The sequence below is a fragment of the Clostridium sp. genome (assembly GCF_036569345.1).
Classification (GTDB): domain Bacteria; phylum Bacillota; class Clostridia; order Clostridiales; family Clostridiaceae; genus Clostridium_AD.
This window is the reverse complement of sequence record NZ_DATCQT010000134.1, coordinates 1-18,487: the sequence shown is the minus strand read 5'-3', so window position 1 is coordinate 18,487 and position 18,487 is coordinate 1. Positions and strand designations below refer to the sequence as shown.

Sequence of the window (18,487 nt, the reverse complement as noted above, 5' to 3'; positions counted from 1 at the left end):
TTTTAATAAATTTTTTTCTTATACGTTTATTATCTCACATTCCGTTATCGTATGCTAGAAAAAAAACTTTATAATTAGAATCAATTAGTGAAAGAATAAAAAAGGAATTACATCCATTCTTTTAAAATATATTTTATCTTAGCCTTAAATAAAATTCTAGAGCATGTCCCACTTAATTTTAATTTTAATTCATATTCATATTTATCAAATCCAGGTCCCATTCTTTGTTTAATTCTATTATGTAGAATATCATGAGTATAATCCATATCCTCAAAGGGAATATTTTCTAGAAGAAAAAATTCCAACTCTTTTCCTGCGACACCTTTAATCTGAAAGTTATTTGCCATTTTACTTATCATAAACAACTTTTTTAAATTTTCATATTCTTTTATCATCTTAACCATGGACATATTGTATATCGCCTCTTCTAAAAAAGGAACCTCATGTAAACAATTTATATTCATTACATTATCTTCTATGTCTTTTACAAAATAAAATATTTTTCACACCTCCACAAAATGTACATTTAATTTATAATGTTTACATCACAAAGCATTGTAAATCATGTACATTATAACAAAAACTCATTATTATTTCTATAATTGATTAAATCCAAGATATAATTATTATTACTATTAATACGAATATTTCCAAGTATTAATAATTTTTTTTATAAAAACTACAAGATAATACGCATAAGTGTTATTAATAATATCGCTTTGATTATAACATTCCTGTTATTTGTTTTTTTTCCTACAAAGTGATATCATCAAATTGTATAAATAATTTAAAACTTGAATATTTTGAGTAACTACATAAAATAATATAATCATAAAATACAACTTTATTGGAGATGAATAAATGAGCATAAAAAATATTACAACACTAGCAGATACAAAATATTTAAAGCTTTATAATGCGGAGTATACTAATAAAATTGGAGAAACCAAAAATTGGTCCATAGCTTCTAGAAAAGATTTAGATACATTAAAAAATACTTATTTTAATGGAGCAGAAGATAATATAGATGCTGTTATCATAGTAGCTACTCATGTTGATGAGAATAAGTTAGTGATTATAAAGCAATTTAGGATTCCTCTTAATGATTATGTTTATGAAGTTCCTGCGGGACTTGTAGATTATGGAGAAGACTTTAAAACTACTGTAAGACGTGAGTTAAAGGAAGAAACAGGACTTGATTTAATCCAAATTGATTATGAAAAGACTAAATCTAAGGCATATATTTCAACTGGTATGACAGATGAGTCAGTAGCCTTAGTGTATTGTACTTGCAATGGAAATTTATCAAAAGATTATTTAGAACCAGATGAGGATATTGAGGTTATGTTATTATCTAAGAGCGAAGCTAAAAGTTTAATAAATTCAAATGAGAAGATAGATATTAAGGCTTTTCTTACGATTCAAAACTTTATAGGTTAGATATACCAAAATGAATCACAATAAGATTATGTAAATAAAATAAATCCAGCAGAATAATTTATTCTGCTGGATTTATTTTATTTATATATTATTTACTTTGTGGTTTTATTACATCTTTAACATTTATATTTTCTATAGACTTTTGTACTACTGCACTTTTCTCACTTGCCATATTTGCCAGAACCATACTCATTATACCTTCCATTGCATTAGGTGTTTTTCCATCAGCTCCACCCATTATTATGGTTTGTGGCACAAGGGGCGATTTGCTTATTTTTAATGCCTCTGCAAATGCTATCATAACGCTTTGCCTAACTTGTAAATCTGGGCCACCATATGCCTCAACTAAAGCTCTTGCAGCTGTTCCCTTAGCAATACCTACCTTTGTTTCTTGCTCAGCAGTAGCATCTGCAACTGCCTTAATATTTAACGCTGTCGCTTTACCTACTGTTTCAAGTTTGAATGCCTCTGCACTTGCTTGAAGTTCCACTTGCTTCGCATTAGCGCTTGCTGTTAATTCAATAGTTTTTGCCTGCGCCGCTGCCTGAGCCTCTCTAGTATATCTTTCAGCATCCGCTTCTTGAGTTCTCTTATATTTGTCTGCTTCGGCTAGTTTCTGCATTTTTAATGCTAATTGCTCTGCTAGTCTTAATTCTGATTTACCCTTATTATCAGCTACCTCAATATCAATACTTGATTGAGTAAGCGCTGACTGCGCGGTTGCTTTTGCTTGAGCTTCATTTAATTCTCTTTGCTTTTCAGCAGACTTTTGTTTAGCTTCATTTGTCTTAATTTCTTCCATAGCTACTTGTCTATCCCTTAACTGTGCAAGAATTTTTTCAATTCTTGTATCACTAGCAGAAGCTGCAGGTGTTCCAATTAATACTTCTTGTAGCTCTAAATCATATAGTTTAAACTTACCCGTCATTTCATCTGCTGCCTGTTGTTGAATCTGACTTCTATCTTGAACTAATTCAATAAGTGTCTTTGTTTGTCCTATATTCTTAAAATAACCAGCTATCATTGGGTCTAGAGATTGTTCAATAAGCATTTTAATATCCCCAAACCTTTGTATAACTGATGATGCTTTTCTATAATCAATGTTAAATACTACGGTTAGCGGCAGGTTGGGTTCGAAAGCATCCTTAGTTATTAAACTAATTTCTTTTAAATTATCATCTAATTTGTGTACCCCAGTTTGACCACTAATCCACTTGAGAATTACATTGGTAGTAGGAACTGGCACAACTTTACCAGCATAAGTATTAAATGCATACTTTCCTGGCATCATTGAATCTCTCCATATACCTTTTTTACCTTGTTCTACAAGCTCTCCGTGAGAATAACCTGTTCCTGAAACATCTTCACCCTTATCACCAAAATAGCTTACCACAACCCCTACATAACCAATATCTATTATGCTTTTAGGTACTATATCTACACTTGCAAACATTCTATTGATGAAATAAACTCCATCAGTAAGTACTTGCATCTGCTTACCTTTTCTACCATCTGCTGCCAAAAATTTCTCTGGTTCCTGGAAGTTGTTGTGATAGAACTCATTATTTATACCTTCCCCAACAATAGGTGCTATAATTGCTCCATTGTCTGGTGTAGGACCTTCATTAATAGTTACAATACCAATAGTATCACGGCTACCTGCCTTGTTGCTTACTTTATTATATACAGCATCCATTAAACTACCATCATCTTGCTTTGAATATGGCTCAACAACTTTTGAACTTGATATTAGTACGGGATCAAAACCACTTTCCCTAGCTAAGTCACTTCGCATTGTTTCTATTTGTGCTGTTTCATCCTTTGAAGTGAATATTGAATGTACCCTATCTTTTGTTATTATAATAAATTGTGCTAAGTTAAATGCATAAGTACCCTCACGAAGAATTTGCCTTTGTGGTCCCTTTTGTCCACCATTATTTAAAAATGCTACAACATCTTGAAATGACTTACTTTGTGGTATAACCTTACCTAAAGTTTGACCATCCCCTAAACTTTCTCCAGATCTTGAAAACACATAAGCTATTTGACCTTGTGGTATGGTTACAAGCCTTACCTTCTTAACCTTATACTTAAAAGGTGTTTTGAAATGAACACCAGCCCTTAGCACTTCTGGTTGATAACCCGCTTCTCCTTTAAGTGCTATAAGACCATCAGCTGGCACTGAGCCACCTGAACTCCACCACTTTTCTACAATACCTACTTCATCAGTTCCAATACTTGTGGACCCTATACCATAAGTAATTAGAATTAATACTACTACCACTATCACGGCTATTATTATAAGCTTGTACGGAATCATAATTTCTCCCCCTTAAATTTATGTTTTGATATATATATTATATCAAATTAATTTGCATATCTTATCCCCTTATTCAAAAAATATATTTATATTCATAATTTTCTTTAATAAAAATACTATTAACCCATATTAAATATAAACATACAATTGTAATATGTGTTAATATTCAAAATATATTATACAAATTTTTGTGTACTTTACTTAAGTATATTCACTTCAATTGACCACCAGTTAGAATAGGAATATACTTAGATTTATATTAATCTAAATCTTAGGAGGTACATATGGAAAACGTAGTATTTCTCAATAGCGCAAAAATTAACTTTGACAACAAACTTGATTTTACGACCATATCGAAATTAGCTACCATCACAAAATACGATGAAAGTAGTTATAAAGAAATTTTAGAACGGGTTAAAAATCAGACTATTATCATTACGAAGGAATTAACACTGGGTAGAGATCTAATTTCTCAATTCCCCCCTTGCGTTAAACTAATTTGCGAAGCCGGAACTGGCTATAACAATATTGATATTGTAGCTGCAAAAGAAAAAAATATTGCCGTTTGCAACATTCCTAGCTACAGCACAGAAGCCGTGGCGCATCTAGTAATTACCTCCATCTTAAATTTCAGCTCCTCAATGATTCAGCAACAAATTATGATTAGAGCGAAGAATTTTAATAATTTCACTAAACACTTAGAATTACCCCATTTCGAGTTACAAGGTAAAACACTTGGAGTCATTGGTGGTTACGGTGCAATTGGGCGAGAGGTAATAAAAATTGCTCTAGCTCTTAAAATGAATATTCTTATATCTAGTCGGACCGAGAAACCGTTCGGCGACCCAAATGTGCACTTTGTTTCTCTTGAAGATTTGCTAAAACAAAGTGATTTTGTCACCCTCCACTGCCCACTAACAGCTGATACATTGCATCTAATCGATAAGGACAAATTAAGGCTTATGAAACATTCAGCTTTTATTATAAATACTTCAAGAGGATCAATAATAAAAGAAGCCGATTTAACTTATGCCCTTCAAAATGGAACAATTGCTGGTGCAGCACTAGATGTTCAAGACCCAGAACCTCCGAAAACTACAAATCCCTTGTTTGGCATGGAAAATGTCATCCTCACTCCACATATAGGTTGGAGACGTTTTGAATCCAGGCAAAGGCTTATTGAGCTCATAGCTGTTAATATCGAATCACTTATTCAAAACAAACTAATTAATGTTGTAAATTAATATTTAATTTTATGTTATTTAAATTAAAATTACAGATCATTTTTTCCAAATGATCTGTAATTTTAATTTTTTTATGAGTTTCCCCTTCTGTGAATGAATTTTCTGATTTTTCACCAAAACTTTGTTAAGTTTTATTTAAAATAAACGATATAATTTATATCATTTATTTTTGATAACTCTATAAAATATATTATTAAAAATTCAAAGTAATAAATGTGTTGTTAGAGTAATTAATTTTAATAATAATGTATATAGGAAGGTAGGGTAAAATGAAATCCAGAAAATTTATCGGTATTGTTTTTGCATCTCTAATCGTTACTTTAACATGCGGGGGGGCAACCTTTGCAAGTACTACTAAACAGTCAGCCACAAAACGGTATATAATTAAATTTAAAACAAACAGTGTTAATGGAAGTCAAGTTGTATCAAAGCATAATGGACATTTCAGGCATCAGTATATGCATATTAATGCAGCAGTAGCCGATATGACATCACAAAGTCTTGCTAGTTTACAAAAAGACCCTAATGTTGACTACATCGAACAAGACAATATAGTTAAGGCATCAGAAATAACACTAACAAATTGGGGTGTTGCTGATATAAAAGCTCCAACTTCATGGCACTCAGGGTTAACTGGAAAAGGAATAAATATTGCTATTATAGATACAGGTGCAGGCCCACACTCTGACTTGTTAATGGCTGGAGGAACCAATGTAATAAACGGTTCAACCACAACCTCATATGCCGATGATAATGGACATGGTACACATGTAGCAGGCATTATTGCAGCAAAAGGATTAAATGGCGGTGTAGAAGGCGTAGCACCAGGAGCTTCAATATATGCGGTAAAAGCACTTAATTCAACCGGTAATGGTTATACTTCTGATATAATATCGGGTATAGACTGGGCTATAAATAATAAGATGAATATAATATCAATGAGTCTTGGTTCTGCTGAGTCTGATACAGCATTACAATCTGCAGTTGATACAGCATATAATGATGGTTTATTAATTGTAGCAGCAGCAGGTAATGATGGAAATAATTCAGGTACAGGCACTAATACGGAATATCCTGCTAACTATTCTTCTGTTATAGCGGTTGGGGCAGTTGATTCCAATAACAATAGAGCTTATTTTTCTTCCACTGGTAGTAAAGTAGAAGTATCTGCACCAGGGGTTAATGTAGAAAGCACTTATCTGAATAATAGTTATAAAGCAATGAGCGGTACCTCTATGGCAACACCCTTTGTTGCTGGAGATTTAGCTTTGTTAAAACAAGAATATCCGAGTGACACTAATGCTCAATTAAGACAACTATTAGATACTAATGTAACAGATCTAGGGATAATTGGTAGAGATTCTTTATATGGGTTTGGTTTAATACAATCACCAACAACTGCCACAACACCAGTTGCAGTACCTCCCGTAGTTATACCAGCTATACCAACTTCAAGTTTAGTAGCCGGTGTGTACACGTCGAGTCAGATTGTAGTATTAGCCGATGCTACAACCGGGGCTGTAATACATTACACACTTGATGGAACTACTCCTAATGCAAGCAGTCCAATATATTCAGCACCTATAACAATAACCGCAACTAAAACCTTAAAGGCTATTGCAGTAGCAAATACCACTTCATCTAGAATATTAAGTTTATCTTACACAATATCACAAACTATAGTAATACCTACGCCAACTGCTAGTATTACATCAGGTTCATATAAAAGACATTTAGTTATACGACTATTTGATCAATATGCAAAACCACTAAGGGCCTATTACACTTTAGACGGAACTACACCAACAACTAAGAGTTTAATTTATAATGGCTATATAAATATAGCATCAACTTGTACACTTAAGGTTATCGCAGTTGATGCAAAAGGAAATATGTCTGGGGTATTAAGTATTAACTATACTATAGTAAAATAACTTAATGCACCTTTACTAATGGTACCCATTTAAGCATTTTTCAATAAAGTATAAAAAAACAGATACCTCAAACGCTTGAGATATCTGTTTTTATATTGGTGCTCCATCAGGGAATCGAACCCTGGACACCCTGATTAAGAGTCAGGTACTCTAACCAGCTGAGCTAATGAAGCATGTTCGACAACTTCTATATTATATATTATTTTTATGCATATGTAAATACTTTTCTTAATGAAAACTAATTTATTACTACTTATTTATTAGTTTTCATTAAGAAAATGCATAACCCTTTCTTATTTTATATAATTTACTGTATTTTCTTTTCTCGCTGGTGCATTTGTTATCTCAATTTTTTTATATCCAAGGCAAAATGCATGTATTTGTCTATATCCTTCTGGTATTTCAAGTTCCTTAACAAATTCTGCTCCTTCTTCACTATTTAATAAATAGGCAATAAGGCCAACCCAACAGGAACCTATTTCTAAGGATTCTGCAGCTATTAGCATATTTTCTACTGCTGTTGCGCAATCAACTGGGGCTGATTGGTTACTTTTATCTCCAGATACTAATACTACAGTTGGTGCATTGTAAAACACATGAAATTTTTCATTATCAGCAAATCTTCTAATATATTCATTATCAGATTTTGCGGCAATTTCTTTAAAAGCATCACTTAATCTGTCTATAATATCTTTTCTTTGCACTACTGTAAAATGCCATGGTTGCTTATTTGTAGCACTTGGTGCATAAATCCCTGCATCTATTATCTCTGTTAGGTGTGCACCATTAATTTGATCTGGTAGAAATGCCCTTATGCTTCTTCTATTTCTTATGTTTTTTAAAGTTTCATTCATTTTAAAATCCTCCATTTAATAATTTATTTTTTATAAATCCTTTTAATAATATTAGTATACTCTAAATTACACTACAACAAACTAAAGTTTAATGTAAGTAGACACTTTTTTAACAGATAGTTTCTAAAAGAATACCATTTTCATAATTTATATATTAAAAATAAGCATCACACTATAAAAATCGAATATATGATATAATTATAGTTAATAAATTTAAGCATAAGAGGTGAAACAAATGATAGAGATAAATGATACATCAGAAAAAAATAATACAATTATAGCTTTCATAGAAAATTTAAAAACTTCAGATGATAAACAAAGGTCTGCTATAATAAATAAACTATCCCTTGATTATAACAATGCAATTCCAATGTTATGGTCAAAAATAATAACTGAGGAAAACCCTAGGGTATTACTTTCTGTTATGCGTGATATTCTAAAAAAGGAAAAACCAAAGGGAATGTTCAAAAGAACTATTGGTAATTCAAAGGAAAAACTTAGCGCCCTTCTTTCGCATCCAGATCCAAAGGTACGAAAAAATGTATGTGGTGTTATTGGAGAACTTGGAGACCCTGAATATTTAGATGCTTTATATAACGCCTACACCGCCGAGGATAAACTTTTTGTAAGATATTCATATGTTCTTGCAATAGGTAACTGCGGCACTGCAAGTGATGCAGATAAATTAAAGAAAATGTTTGAAGATGTAGTAATGAATGAACAAGCATTAAAAGAAAATGATTCACTAGTAACAACTAATAAACATATTAATGAAGAGAAGCTTGCACTTACAAGAGCTATAGATAAATTATCACCCACTGTGCGTCATGAATTTAAGGGGTTTGAAACTCCCGTGCCAATGCTACTCACAGTTATGAATTATCAGTATCAGCTTACTTTAACTGAGCTAGACGATAAATGGATAGATGGTAAACTTGTAGATGACGGTATACTTATTTGCGAAAAGGATTTAGATAAGATTTATACCTGTAGAACCTTTTACGAACTTTTGTATCCTTTAGCTGACTGCGTGTATTTACAATTTGATTATAAGGTAATAGCTGATGCAATTATAAATGCAAATATTGTAGGTTTTTTAAATCAGTGTCATGTTAATGATTCTAATGCTCCTTTTGGATACAGAATTGAATTTAAAACTACGGATCTAAGCCGCGAACGTTCAGAATTCGTAAAAAACCTATCTAGAGAATTAGACGAACTTTCGTGTGGAAATTTAAGAAACAGCCCCTCTTCATATGAAGTTGAGGTACGGATACTTGAAAGAGATAATCTCTGCACTGTATATGTCAAACTGTATTCCACAAAGGATAGTAGATTTGACTATAGAAAAAATGATTTAGCTACATCCATAAATCCTGTAACTGCAGCCATAGTAATAAAATCTATAGAAAAATGGCTAGAACCTAGTGCCAAAGTTATAGATCCATTTTGTGGTGTTTCAACAATGCTTATTGAAAGGGCTAAATTAGAGCAATTTGAAACTTTAACAGGCGTAGATATATATAGGACAGCTATATCATCTGCAACAATAAATTCTAAGTTAGCTGATGTTGACATAGACCTTTTAGCTGAAGATATATTAGAATATATTCCATATGGTCAATTTGATGAACTTATAACAAATATGCCATTTGACAATAAGTCCACCACCCATAACAAGTACGCGGACTTATATCAGGAATTTGTAAATAAAATCCCTGAGCTTATTAGACCAGGGGGAATGGCATTTGTTTATACAATAGAAAAACAACTGTTTAAGGAAGTTCTAATAGATAATGATAAGCTTGAATTACTTCAAGAGATAAAAATTGAAAGTGGTAGACTTACACCTCATGTTTTTGTGTTAAAAGTAAAATAAGGACATGAAATACATAACAAGTCAAAATACTAAAAAAGATGCACCTAGCAATTAGGTGCATCTTTTTTTACAAATTTATTTGATTTTTCTTCTATGCTTGTTTCGGCACAGCTTTTATATAAGTTGTTATTGCTCCTGTTGGGCATTTAGCTAAACAAGTAGATTCATTACACTCTGAAATACAAATTGCACTGTCTACTACAGCTAAACTGTTTTCAATTTTAATTGCTCCGTGTGTGCAATTTTTAAGACAAAGTCCACATCCAATACATGATACGCTGCAAAGTTTACGTGCTACAGCACCTTTGTCTTTTGAATTACAATTTACAGCTACATGAATTCCAAGGGGAACTAATTCAATAACTTGTTTTGGACAAACTGACTTACATTTTCCACAGCCCGTACACTTATCGTCATCAATAATAGGTAATCCCGTATCACTCATTGTCATTGCATCAAAAGGGCAATTTTTCACACAAGTTCCGAAACCAAGACATCCATATTGGCACCCCTTTGGTCCTCCTTGTAATAATGATGCTGCGACACAGTCTTGTACCCCTTTATACTCAAAAGATCTAACAGCTTTACTTAAGTCACCAGCACATTTTACAAAAGCCACTTTAGGTTCCACTGCTGCTGCTGCTTTACCTGTTAATTCCGCAACCATTTTCGCTACTGGTGCTTTACCAGGAACGCAAAGATTTGGCGCTACATCTGGGTTTATAACTACAGCTTCAGCATATGCCATACACCCAGCAAATCCACAAGCTCCACACTGGCCTTTTGGTAATATATCTTCAACAATATGAATCAATGGATTTATTTCTATGGCGAATTTTTTATTAGCAAATGCCAAAACTAAACCAAACATTAGTCCAACTAATGTCATTACAACTACAACTGCAATTGCGATTTCAATGTTACTCATATTAATCACTCATCTCCCTTCTATACTGATATCATTCCAGAAAAACCTAGGAATGCTAAAGATAACATACCTGCTAAAATAAACGCAATGCCGAGTCCCTGTAATGCTTTAGGGACATCTGCAAGTCTTAATTTTTCTCTTAAACTTGCCATAAGTACGATTGCCAAAGCAAACCCTAAACCAGCGCCGACAGCGGCTACCGTACTTTCTAAAAATGAATAGTTATTCTCTACATTTATGAGTGGTACACCAAATACAATACAATTTGTAGCAATTAGTAATAAATAAATACCCCACATATTATATAGTGTAGATGCATGTTTTTTAATAATCATTTCTAAAAGCTGAACAAAACTAGCAATCAAAAGTACAAATACCGCTGTTGTTAAAAATTGTAAATTAAATGGTACCAATACAAAATGATATATTACCCATGCTAGCATGGAACTCAAAGTCATAACAGAAGTTACAGCCATTCCCATACCAATTGAGGCATTTAAACTCTTAGAAACTCCAAAGAAAATACAAAGTCCTAAAAATCTTGTTAGAACAAAGTTATTTACAACTATGTTACTGGCAAGCAGGGTTAGATAATGACCCATTATATTTCACCTCTCTCGAGTTTAACTTTTTCCATTTTAACTTTTTCCATATGTTCTGTTAACATTTTAAAACCAGCAACCATGTAACCAATCAGTATAAATGCACCTGGTGGTAAAATCATGATAAGTGCCGGATTATACCAAGAACCAAGTACTTTTATTCCAAATATAGCTCCAGTACCTAGAAGTTCTCGAATTATTCCGATAGATAAAAGTGCGAGTAAAAATCCACATCCCATTCCAAGTCCATCAAAAAAGGATGGAGTCACTTTATTCTTTGAAGCAAAAACTTCTGCTCTGGCTAAAATGATTGCGAAAACAACAATTAATGCTAGATATATACCTAAAGCCTTATATAGCACTGGTAAATATGCTTGTAATACCAACTGTACTACAGTTACAATTGTTGCGACTGAAGTAATATACACTGGTACACGAACCTTAGGATTTACTATTTTTCTAGTAATAGATACAACTGTATTATTTGCAGTAATAACAAACATTACTGCTAGTCCCATAGTTAGTGAATTTATTGCGCTACTAGTTACCGCTAAAGCAGGGCAAAGACTTAGTGCAAGAACAAAAATTGGGTTTTCTGCAATTATTCCTTTTCTAAATATATCCCATAACTCTCTCATATTATTTTCCCCCTACAAACTGTGTAACTTTCTGCACAGCTTCTTTAATTCCTTTAGTTACCGCTTTAGAAGAAATGGTAGCTCCAGTCATAGCTTGAATTTGGTCGATTTTTGTTGGGTCTTTTGTTACTTCTAACTGTTTTGCTTCCTTACCTTTAAATTGATTTTTAAAAGGATCCTTACTTGCATTATCTCCAAGTCCAGGTGTTTCTTTACTATCTAATATATCAAAGTTAATAATTTTACCTTGTGGTGTAACAGAAACAAGCATTTTTATTGCTCCGCCGTATCCTTTACTTTCTGCTGGAACAACATACGCAATTATTTTCCCATCTTTTTCTGCAGTAAACCATTCTGCTTTCCCTTTTATTGGATTGAATTTTTGTGCCTCAACCACCAATGACTTCATTGAATCAGTCTTGATTTTTGCTGCGGTTTTTAATGCAACTGGTGCTGTTATAAAATATGTTCCAGCAATTACCGCACCTGAAACCAAACAAGTAACTGTTAAATTCATAGCAATTTGAAATATACTATATTTTTTTTCGTGATTAACCTTATTTTTAATATTTTTCTCATCTGACATTTTTCACTACCCCCTTGCCCCAAATTTAATCGGCTTCATGAAGCGATCAATAAGTGGTGTAACTGCGTTCATTAACAAAATAGAGTAACAAACCCCTTCTGGGTAACCGCCCTTAAGCCTAATTAAGACAGTAATTGCTCCAGCACCAATAGCAAATATTATCTGCCCTTTCTTTGTCATTGGAATGGTAACCATATCTGTAGCCATAAAGAATGCTCCTATGATAAGGCCTCCAGCCATCATATGGAATATCGGATCTCCACTAAATAAACCTGTTGGTCCACATATCCAAGTCAAAATACCTACAGTTCCAATCATAAATACAGGCACTACCCAATTTGCATAACCTTTATAAATTAAAAATATACCTCCAAGCATTAGCAAAATCGTTGAGGTCTCGCCAATACTTCCGTTACGAACACCAAGTAACATCGATTTATACATTTGAGGTGCACTTCCAAAAGTATCAATAAGTTTTGAGTATCCTTCTTGTTTTAAAATATTTAGTGGAGTTGCAGAAGCTACGGCGTCTACCTTTCCACTCAAATTTGTCCAAGTTGTCATAGCAACAGGCCATGACACCATAAGAGCAGCACGACCAATATGAGCTGGGTTGAAAATGTTGTACCCAAGACCCCCCATGGCATGTTTTGCTACTACAATAGCAATAAACGATCCAATTATCGCCATATAAGGTGGAATTGATGGTGGTAAACACATTGCAAGCAATAATCCTGTTAAAAATGCACTTCCATCAGCTATAGTTATTGGCTTTTTTCTAAGTTTTTGTACTACATACTCAAATCCAACTGCGGACAAACTTCCCGCAAGTAATACAAGCAAAGCAGGAATTCCAAAATGATAAATTGCAAAAAGTGCAGCTGGTGCTAAAGCCAAATTTACAGTCCACATAATTTTAGAAATAGATGTATCTGCACGTATATGTGGAGATGTTGAAATTGTAAAGAGATTATCTTGTAATTTTATTTCACTCATTTAACTAGTGCCTCCTTCTTTTTTGCAGCATCAGCATTGTTTTTCATTTTACAATATCTAATGTATTGTACAATGTTTCGCTTAGCGGGACATACATAAACACAACTTCCACATTCTGCACAGTCAAAAAGATTTTGTTCAAGTTTTGCTTCCTCATACATATCTTTTTCTCCCAATATGCTTAACATACTTGGATTAAGTCCACATGGACAAACGCTTACACATTTCCCACAACGAATACAAGGTGATTGTGTTCCATTATTAATATCTTTTTCATTTAAAGCTAGTATTCCGGAAACTCCCTTAATAATAGAAATATCTAAATTAGATTGAGCAAATCCCATCATAGGACCACCCATAATAACTTTAGCTGGTTTTTCTACAAAACCGCCACAATTGTCTATTGCATCTTTAAATGATGTTCCGAGTCTTAACAAAAGATTTTTAGGTTGTTTAATTGCACTTCCTGTTATTGTAGTCACCCTTTGAATTAAAGGAATTCCGTTTACAACTGCATCAGATATTGCAACAATAGTACCTACGTTTTGCACAACCACACCTACATCCATTGGCAAACTTCCAGATGGAACCTCGCGATCCGCAAGCACTTTAATAAGCATTTTTTCAGCGCCTTGTGGATATTTAGTTGGAATTGCCACAACTTCTACTGTAGTTCCTTCAAATGCCTTTTTCATAACAATAACTGCATCAGGTTTATTATCTTCAATACCTATAAATGCCTTTTGAACTCCAAGAACCTTCATAACTATTTTTACGCCAAAAACAATTTTATCTGAATGCTCGAGCATCATTCTATGATCTGCAGTTAAATATGGTTCACACTCTGCTGCATTAATAATAAGAGTATCAATTTTCTTTTCCTTTGGTGGTGATAATTTTACATGAGTAGGAAATGTTGCTCCCCCCATTCCAACTATACCTGCTTCTTTAATGATATCTTTGATTTCATTGCCATTTAATTTTTCCCAATCTCTTTCAACAGGAATTCCTTCTATCCACTCATCTTTTCCATCACTTTCAATCACGATAGAAAGGCACTTTCCAAATACCGGATGAGGGTATTCGTTAACATCTGTAACAACTCCAGATAAAGATGCATGTACTGGACTAGATACAAAAGCTGGACTATTAGCTATAACTTGTCCCTTTTTCACCAAATCACCCTTTGCTACAATGGGTGAACATGGTGCACCTATATGCTGCCTCACAGGAATAATAACCTTACTTGGAAGTACGGCTATTTCTATAGGCATACTGGCTGTAAAACGTTTATTATCATTTGGATGTATTCCTCCACGAAAACTTTTTAGCATTTTTCCACACCTCTTTTAACATATTTAAACCCTAATAAATTATATATATATATTAAATCTTAAAAATTTTATCTTAAGATAAAATTCGAGTAATAACAGGTTGCATTTTGTCATTGTTATGAGCAAATTTATCAAAAAACTTTATATTTATTATGGACAATATAAATGCTAGTATCCCTCCGCCTATTTGAAAACCACGAACAGAAAGGCCAAATATTTTAGCTATTACTTGTCCAAGAATAACACCTAATACAACTGAAATAAGAGGGGCTATATATACAACAAACGCTGCCATTAACATATTTGTTTCTTTCATTTGAAAAGCAATTCGTTGTCCTTTTTTAGCTCCAAGTAAATTTTTAGCATCAATTATAACTGAACTATCACCTGGACATGCTCCACAATTTTTACATTCATTATGCCTACCTACTTTTACTTTAGCGATGTTGTTCTCAGAAATTTCTATTATGATTCCTTCTTCTTCTTTTACCATTTTTAAAATTTTCCCCCCTTTATAGTGAAAAATTAATTACATTATAAGTTTAAGATTTTTTTTGTCGAATTATATATAAATTTTAGTTTCCATTACTCAATGTAGAATTAAATAGGATAAAAGTCAATGATAGTTTTTTTTTTAACAATCTATTATTGAATATTCCACTCGTTTTATATATAAAAAACTCTTTTAAAAATTGATACAAAATATTTTGTACAACTTTGGTTTTTGTATTTTTTTCTTATCAATATTACTGATTTTATCAATATAAAATATTATAGAATTGTGAAATATTTATCTTACATTACTATAATATTTTACCACAATATTATACCATAATAAACTTTTTTATTTTAGTAATTTTAATATTATGCCTATGTTTTGTTAAAATATTAACAAAGTTCGAAGAATCCAGTGATCATGGCGTTAAAGAAGTGTTTTATTATGCAAAGGATAATAATAATCATATAATACGCAATTGTAAACCTTTTTATAAAGTAAAATATAAAATCAAAAAAAATTCAACAGAATAGTAATGGATTTCTTGATTTACATAATAATTAGATTATTTTCAAGTAAAAAGTTTATATTTTCATTTACCTAAAGTATAAGATTAATTTTATAGCCACACTTTGGGCATAACTCATCACTGATATTAACACTAATATGGTTTCCATCTCTTTCTATAACCTTATAACCGCACTTTGGACAATATGTTGAGTTATCAATATTAGCTACATTTCCGATATATACATAGTTAAGATATTTTTTTGCTATATCTCTATTTTCAAACATTACATCCACCTTTGTAGCTGGGTTTTTCATCTTATAGTTTGGAAAGTATCTCGATAAGTGTAGTGGTATATCTTTATTTAAGGATCCTAAAAAAGCTGAAATCTCATCAATTTCTTCACTAGAGTCATTTTCACCATTTACGAGTAGTGTAGTTACCTCAACATGACACTCTTTTGAAGCCAATTTAATAGTATTCATTACAGGTTTAACACGCCCCCCACACATGTCTTTATAATATTTGTTATTAAATGCTTTTAAATCAATATTCATAGCATCCACATAAGGAAGAATCATCTTTAGTGGTTCTTCTTTTATATAACCATTACTCACCAATACTATATTTATATGTTTAAGTGTTTCTTTTAATAACCTTGCTGAATTATATACATATTCATACCATATAGAAGGCTCATTATATGTAAATGCTACCCCAATATTATCTTCAAGATTTCTGCATACTTCCACTAATTTTTCCGGAGATATATATTCACTTCTTGCTCTTTCTTGGGATATGGAGTGATTTTGACAAAAGCCACAGCTAAAATTGCACCCAAAACTTCCTACAGAAAGTATTTTGCTACCCGGTTTAAAATGATATAAAGGTTTTTTTTCTATTGGATCCTTTGCAAAGGAAGTTATTTCCCCATAATTTATTGTATAAAGCTTTCCCTCTTTATTTATACGGACATTACATTTGCCATATTCGCCACCATTAATAAGGCAGTTATGAGGGCAAAGTTTGCATCTTATTTTATCTCCTTGTTTTTCATAAAATAAAGCTTCTTTATCCATTTTCATACCCCTTATGCCTAATAACCTCAAATTTTTCTATGGAGTAATTTTCAGTTGGAGAAATTGATGCCTTATTTAGTACAATGCTTATCTGCTGCTCTATGGTATTTACACCCTCAAGGTCCGGTAAAAGCAGTCCACTCTTTCTCCCACTTCGCACAACCACTCCATATTTTTTAGGATTTAGTTCTTCTTTCAAAGCCTCAATAGGCTCGGTTAACACATCTACTGAAAAAACAATATCCTCAAGCTCTCCCAATGATACATTACTAAACCTTGGGTCACTTTCTCCCGCTTCAACAGCATTTCGCATTATTTCTTTTGCAATACTGTCTGTTATAGGGAAAATGGTACCTATGCAGCCTCTAAGAGCCCCAAATTTTTTAAGAGAAACAAAAACTCCTCTTTTGTTATTTATCATTTCCTCTGTTACATAACTTGGTAAATCCATTAAATTGCCTTCTGCTAGATAATGAGTAAGACTTTCTCTGGCAAGCCGAACATAACAATCTTCATTATTTATTCTTTTCATATGCATTTTTCTTTTCTCTATAGTAATTTCTGATAACATATCACGGTCACTACTTTTAAGCTTAAATTTCATTACAGCATATCCAACCCCAAAGGTGCCTTCATAGGAAAGAAGTTCCCCCTTTATCTCGTTGCCTTCCATTGATCCAATCATTATATAATATGATCTTAGACCACATTCCCCAGCATTTTCTATCATTTCATAATTTATATTAAATACCCCTGCTACATCCCCACTTGTTAGTAGATTTATTATTTCCTTATCAAACTTTTCTCCATATGGATTATAATCATAAGGCCCTTCATCTTTAAGACGATGAGAAAGATCACCACTCCCAATAAACACAACATTTTTATTGCTTTCCTCTACAGTCTCCTTAATTAGTTTACCAAATTTATATAATTGTATTGGAGTAAGCCCACCATAAGTAATATGAACAAGCTTAAATGAATTATATTTATCTTTAATAAAATAAAGTGGAACTATACTGCCATGATCTAATTCATATTCTCTATCATACCTTTTAAGATTGCTTGTCGTTACCTTGACTGTTGGTATATTATTTTCATCAGACTTCTCCATAATTTTTTGTGTCAAATCCATATCTATTTCAAATTTCATAGAAACTTTTGGTGCTCCAAATTGCTTTAAACTACCCGAAATATTATTTTCAAAGGAAAGCGCTATAGCATCTGAAAACATAACCCCATGTGGAGTAACTATAATTATTACCTCTGGCTTTATTTCCGCTATTTCGCGCCCAATACTTTCACAAGCATCATATGTATTTTTTATCTTTTTTTCCTCTCCATGCCCCACCTCTGGAATTATTATAGGGGGATGTGGCATTGCAACATAAGCTATTATTTTACCCATTTTAATCACCTTTCCTATTTATTAGTATAAGTATTTTACCCACTACTTGAGATTCGTATCCATAAAGTTTAAATCATCTTTTTCGAAGCTGCAATATTAATGACTTTAAGTTAACCCTTTTAATAAAATTGTAAAAAGGGGCTGTCTCAAAATGATTAAAAAATCATTTTAAGAGATAGCCTTTTTTTTCTTATTTATTTTAGGGCGAACACTAAAAAATCACCTCTTTGAGGGATGATTT

Annotated in this window: 16 protein-coding genes and 1 tRNA gene; 4 read left to right on the top strand and 13 right to left on the bottom strand. The window is 32.5% G+C overall.

Annotated elements, in window-relative coordinates:
* Positions 1–107: 107 nt before the first annotated feature.
* Complete coding sequence (locus tag VIM70_RS12855; RefSeq protein WP_331946163.1) at positions 108–464, bottom strand: hypothetical protein; 357 nt, start codon at positions 462–464, stop codon at positions 108–110.
* 397 nt (positions 465–861) lie between these two features.
* Between VIM70_RS12855 and VIM70_RS12850 the strand changes: the two genes are divergently transcribed.
* A complete protein-coding gene (locus VIM70_RS12850; RefSeq protein ID WP_331946162.1) occupies positions 862–1,440 on the top strand; it encodes an NUDIX hydrolase in 579 nt (192 codons plus the stop codon).
* 88 nt (positions 1,441–1,528) lie between these two features.
* Here VIM70_RS12850 and VIM70_RS12845 read toward each other — a convergent pair whose 3' ends face one another.
* Positions 1,529–3,760, bottom strand: a complete 2,232-nt coding sequence (locus tag VIM70_RS12845; RefSeq protein ID WP_331946161.1) for an SPFH domain-containing protein — start codon at positions 3,758–3,760, stop codon at positions 1,529–1,531.
* Positions 3,761–4,044: 284 nt separating this feature from the next.
* Between VIM70_RS12845 and VIM70_RS12840 the strand changes: the two genes are divergently transcribed.
* Both VIM70_RS12840 and VIM70_RS12835 read left to right on the top strand, forming a co-directional pair.
* Positions 4,045–5,004, top strand: coding sequence for an NAD(P)-dependent oxidoreductase (locus tag VIM70_RS12840; RefSeq protein WP_331946160.1), 960 nt, complete (start codon positions 4,045–4,047; stop codon positions 5,002–5,004).
* Between the two features lie 269 nt (positions 5,005–5,273).
* Positions 5,274–6,938 (top strand): S8 family serine peptidase, encoded by a 1,665-nt coding sequence (locus tag VIM70_RS12835; protein ID WP_331946159.1) that lies wholly within the window; start codon positions 5,274–5,276, stop codon positions 6,936–6,938.
* Between the two features lie 96 nt (positions 6,939–7,034).
* On the opposite strand, the gene VIM70_RS12830 is transcribed toward VIM70_RS12835, so the two are convergent.
* Positions 7,035–7,111: transfer RNA gene (locus tag VIM70_RS12830), tRNA-Lys, on the bottom strand.
* A 120-nt stretch (positions 7,112–7,231) separates the two neighbouring features.
* Positions 7,232–7,792: a nitroreductase family protein gene (locus VIM70_RS12825; protein ID WP_331946158.1), complete on the bottom strand. Its 561-nt coding sequence runs from the start codon at positions 7,790–7,792 to the stop codon at positions 7,232–7,234.
* 235 nt (positions 7,793–8,027) lie between these two features.
* On the opposite strand from VIM70_RS12825, the gene VIM70_RS12820 reads away from it, so the two are divergent.
* Complete coding sequence (locus VIM70_RS12820; RefSeq protein WP_331946157.1) at positions 8,028–9,671, top strand: HEAT repeat domain-containing protein; 1,644 nt, start codon at positions 8,028–8,030, stop codon at positions 9,669–9,671.
* Positions 9,672–9,762: 91 nt separating this feature from the next.
* On the opposite strand, the gene rnfB is transcribed toward VIM70_RS12820, so the two are convergent.
* The 9 genes from rnfB to amrA form a co-directional block, all read right to left on the bottom strand.
* A complete protein-coding gene (rnfB, locus tag VIM70_RS12815; protein WP_331946212.1) occupies positions 9,763–10,590 on the bottom strand; it encodes an RnfABCDGE type electron transport complex subunit B in 828 nt (275 codons plus the stop codon).
* A gap of 29 nt (positions 10,591–10,619) precedes the next feature.
* Positions 10,620–11,201 (bottom strand): electron transport complex protein RnfA, encoded by a 582-nt coding sequence (locus VIM70_RS12810; RefSeq protein WP_331946156.1) that lies wholly within the window; start codon positions 11,199–11,201, stop codon positions 10,620–10,622.
* Positions 11,201–11,839 (bottom strand): electron transport complex subunit E, encoded by a 639-nt coding sequence (locus tag VIM70_RS12805; protein ID WP_331946155.1) that lies wholly within the window; start codon positions 11,837–11,839, stop codon positions 11,201–11,203. The genes VIM70_RS12810 and VIM70_RS12805 overlap by 1 nt, the downstream gene beginning before the upstream one ends.
* 1 nt (position 11,840) lies before the next feature.
* A complete protein-coding gene (locus VIM70_RS12800) occupies positions 11,841–12,425 on the bottom strand; it encodes an FMN-binding protein (protein WP_331946154.1) in 585 nt (194 codons plus the stop codon).
* A 6-nt stretch (positions 12,426–12,431) separates the two neighbouring features.
* The gene (locus tag VIM70_RS12795) at positions 12,432–13,421 is read right to left on the bottom strand and encodes an RnfABCDGE type electron transport complex subunit D (protein ID WP_331946153.1); all 990 of its coding nucleotides are present in this window, start codon (positions 13,419–13,421) and stop codon (positions 12,432–12,434) included.
* The gene (gene rsxC / locus VIM70_RS12790) at positions 13,418–14,755 is read right to left on the bottom strand and encodes an electron transport complex subunit RsxC (RefSeq protein WP_331946152.1); all 1,338 of its coding nucleotides are present in this window, start codon (positions 14,753–14,755) and stop codon (positions 13,418–13,420) included. The genes VIM70_RS12795 and rsxC overlap by 4 nt, the downstream gene beginning before the upstream one ends.
* Positions 14,756–14,828: 73 nt before the next feature.
* Entirely contained in the window at positions 14,829–15,248 is a 420-nt protein-coding gene (locus VIM70_RS12785) for a SoxR reducing system RseC family protein (protein ID WP_331946151.1), read from the bottom strand.
* Between the two features lie 603 nt (positions 15,249–15,851).
* Positions 15,852–16,838: an AmmeMemoRadiSam system radical SAM enzyme gene (amrS, locus tag VIM70_RS12780; RefSeq protein ID WP_331946150.1), complete on the bottom strand. Its 987-nt coding sequence runs from the start codon at positions 16,836–16,838 to the stop codon at positions 15,852–15,854.
* Complete coding sequence (gene amrA, locus VIM70_RS12775; RefSeq protein ID WP_331946149.1) at positions 16,831–18,246, bottom strand: AmmeMemoRadiSam system protein A; 1,416 nt, start codon at positions 18,244–18,246, stop codon at positions 16,831–16,833. The genes amrS and amrA overlap by 8 nt, the downstream gene beginning before the upstream one ends.
* Positions 18,247–18,487: the final 241 nt, after the last annotated feature.

What these genes read in the sequence shown, in the direction of transcription:
- VIM70_RS12825 (WP_331946158.1), bottom strand. Translation starts at nt 7,792, where the DNA reads ATGAATGAAACTTTAAAAAACATAAGAAATAGAAGAAGCATAAGGGCA.
- VIM70_RS12800 (WP_331946154.1), bottom strand. Translation starts at nt 12,425, where the DNA reads ATGTCAGATGAGAAAAATATTAAAAATAAGGTTAATCACGAAAAAAAA.
- VIM70_RS12785 (WP_331946151.1), bottom strand. Translation starts at nt 15,248, where the DNA reads ATGGTAAAAGAAGAAGAAGGAATCATAATAGAAATTTCTGAGAACAAC.
- VIM70_RS12845 (WP_331946161.1), bottom strand. Translation starts at nt 3,760, where the DNA reads ATGATTCCGTACAAGCTTATAATAATAGCCGTGATAGTGGTAGTAGTA.
- VIM70_RS12820 (WP_331946157.1), top strand. Translation starts at nt 8,028, where the DNA reads ATGATAGAGATAAATGATACATCAGAAAAAAATAATACAATTATAGCT.
- amrS (WP_331946150.1), bottom strand. Translation starts at nt 16,838, where the DNA reads ATGGATAAAGAAGCTTTATTTTATGAAAAACAAGGAGATAAAATAAGA.
- VIM70_RS12805 (WP_331946155.1), bottom strand. Translation starts at nt 11,839, where the DNA reads ATGAGAGAGTTATGGGATATATTTAGAAAAGGAATAATTGCAGAAAAC.
- amrA (WP_331946149.1), bottom strand. Translation starts at nt 18,246, where the DNA reads ATGGGTAAAATAATAGCTTATGTTGCAATGCCACATCCCCCTATAATA.
- VIM70_RS12835 (WP_331946159.1), top strand. Translation starts at nt 5,274, where the DNA reads ATGAAATCCAGAAAATTTATCGGTATTGTTTTTGCATCTCTAATCGTT.
- VIM70_RS12795 (WP_331946153.1), bottom strand. Translation starts at nt 13,421, where the DNA reads ATGAGTGAAATAAAATTACAAGATAATCTCTTTACAATTTCAACATCT.
- VIM70_RS12855 (WP_331946163.1), bottom strand. Translation starts at nt 464, where the DNA reads ATGAATATAAATTGTTTACATGAGGTTCCTTTTTTAGAAGAGGCGATA.
- VIM70_RS12810 (WP_331946156.1), bottom strand. Translation starts at nt 11,201, where the DNA reads ATGGGTCATTATCTAACCCTGCTTGCCAGTAACATAGTTGTAAATAAC.
- VIM70_RS12840 (WP_331946160.1), top strand. Translation starts at nt 4,045, where the DNA reads ATGGAAAACGTAGTATTTCTCAATAGCGCAAAAATTAACTTTGACAAC.
- VIM70_RS12850 (WP_331946162.1), top strand. Translation starts at nt 862, where the DNA reads ATGAGCATAAAAAATATTACAACACTAGCAGATACAAAATATTTAAAG.
- rsxC (WP_331946152.1), bottom strand. Translation starts at nt 14,755, where the DNA reads ATGCTAAAAAGTTTTCGTGGAGGAATACATCCAAATGATAATAAACGT.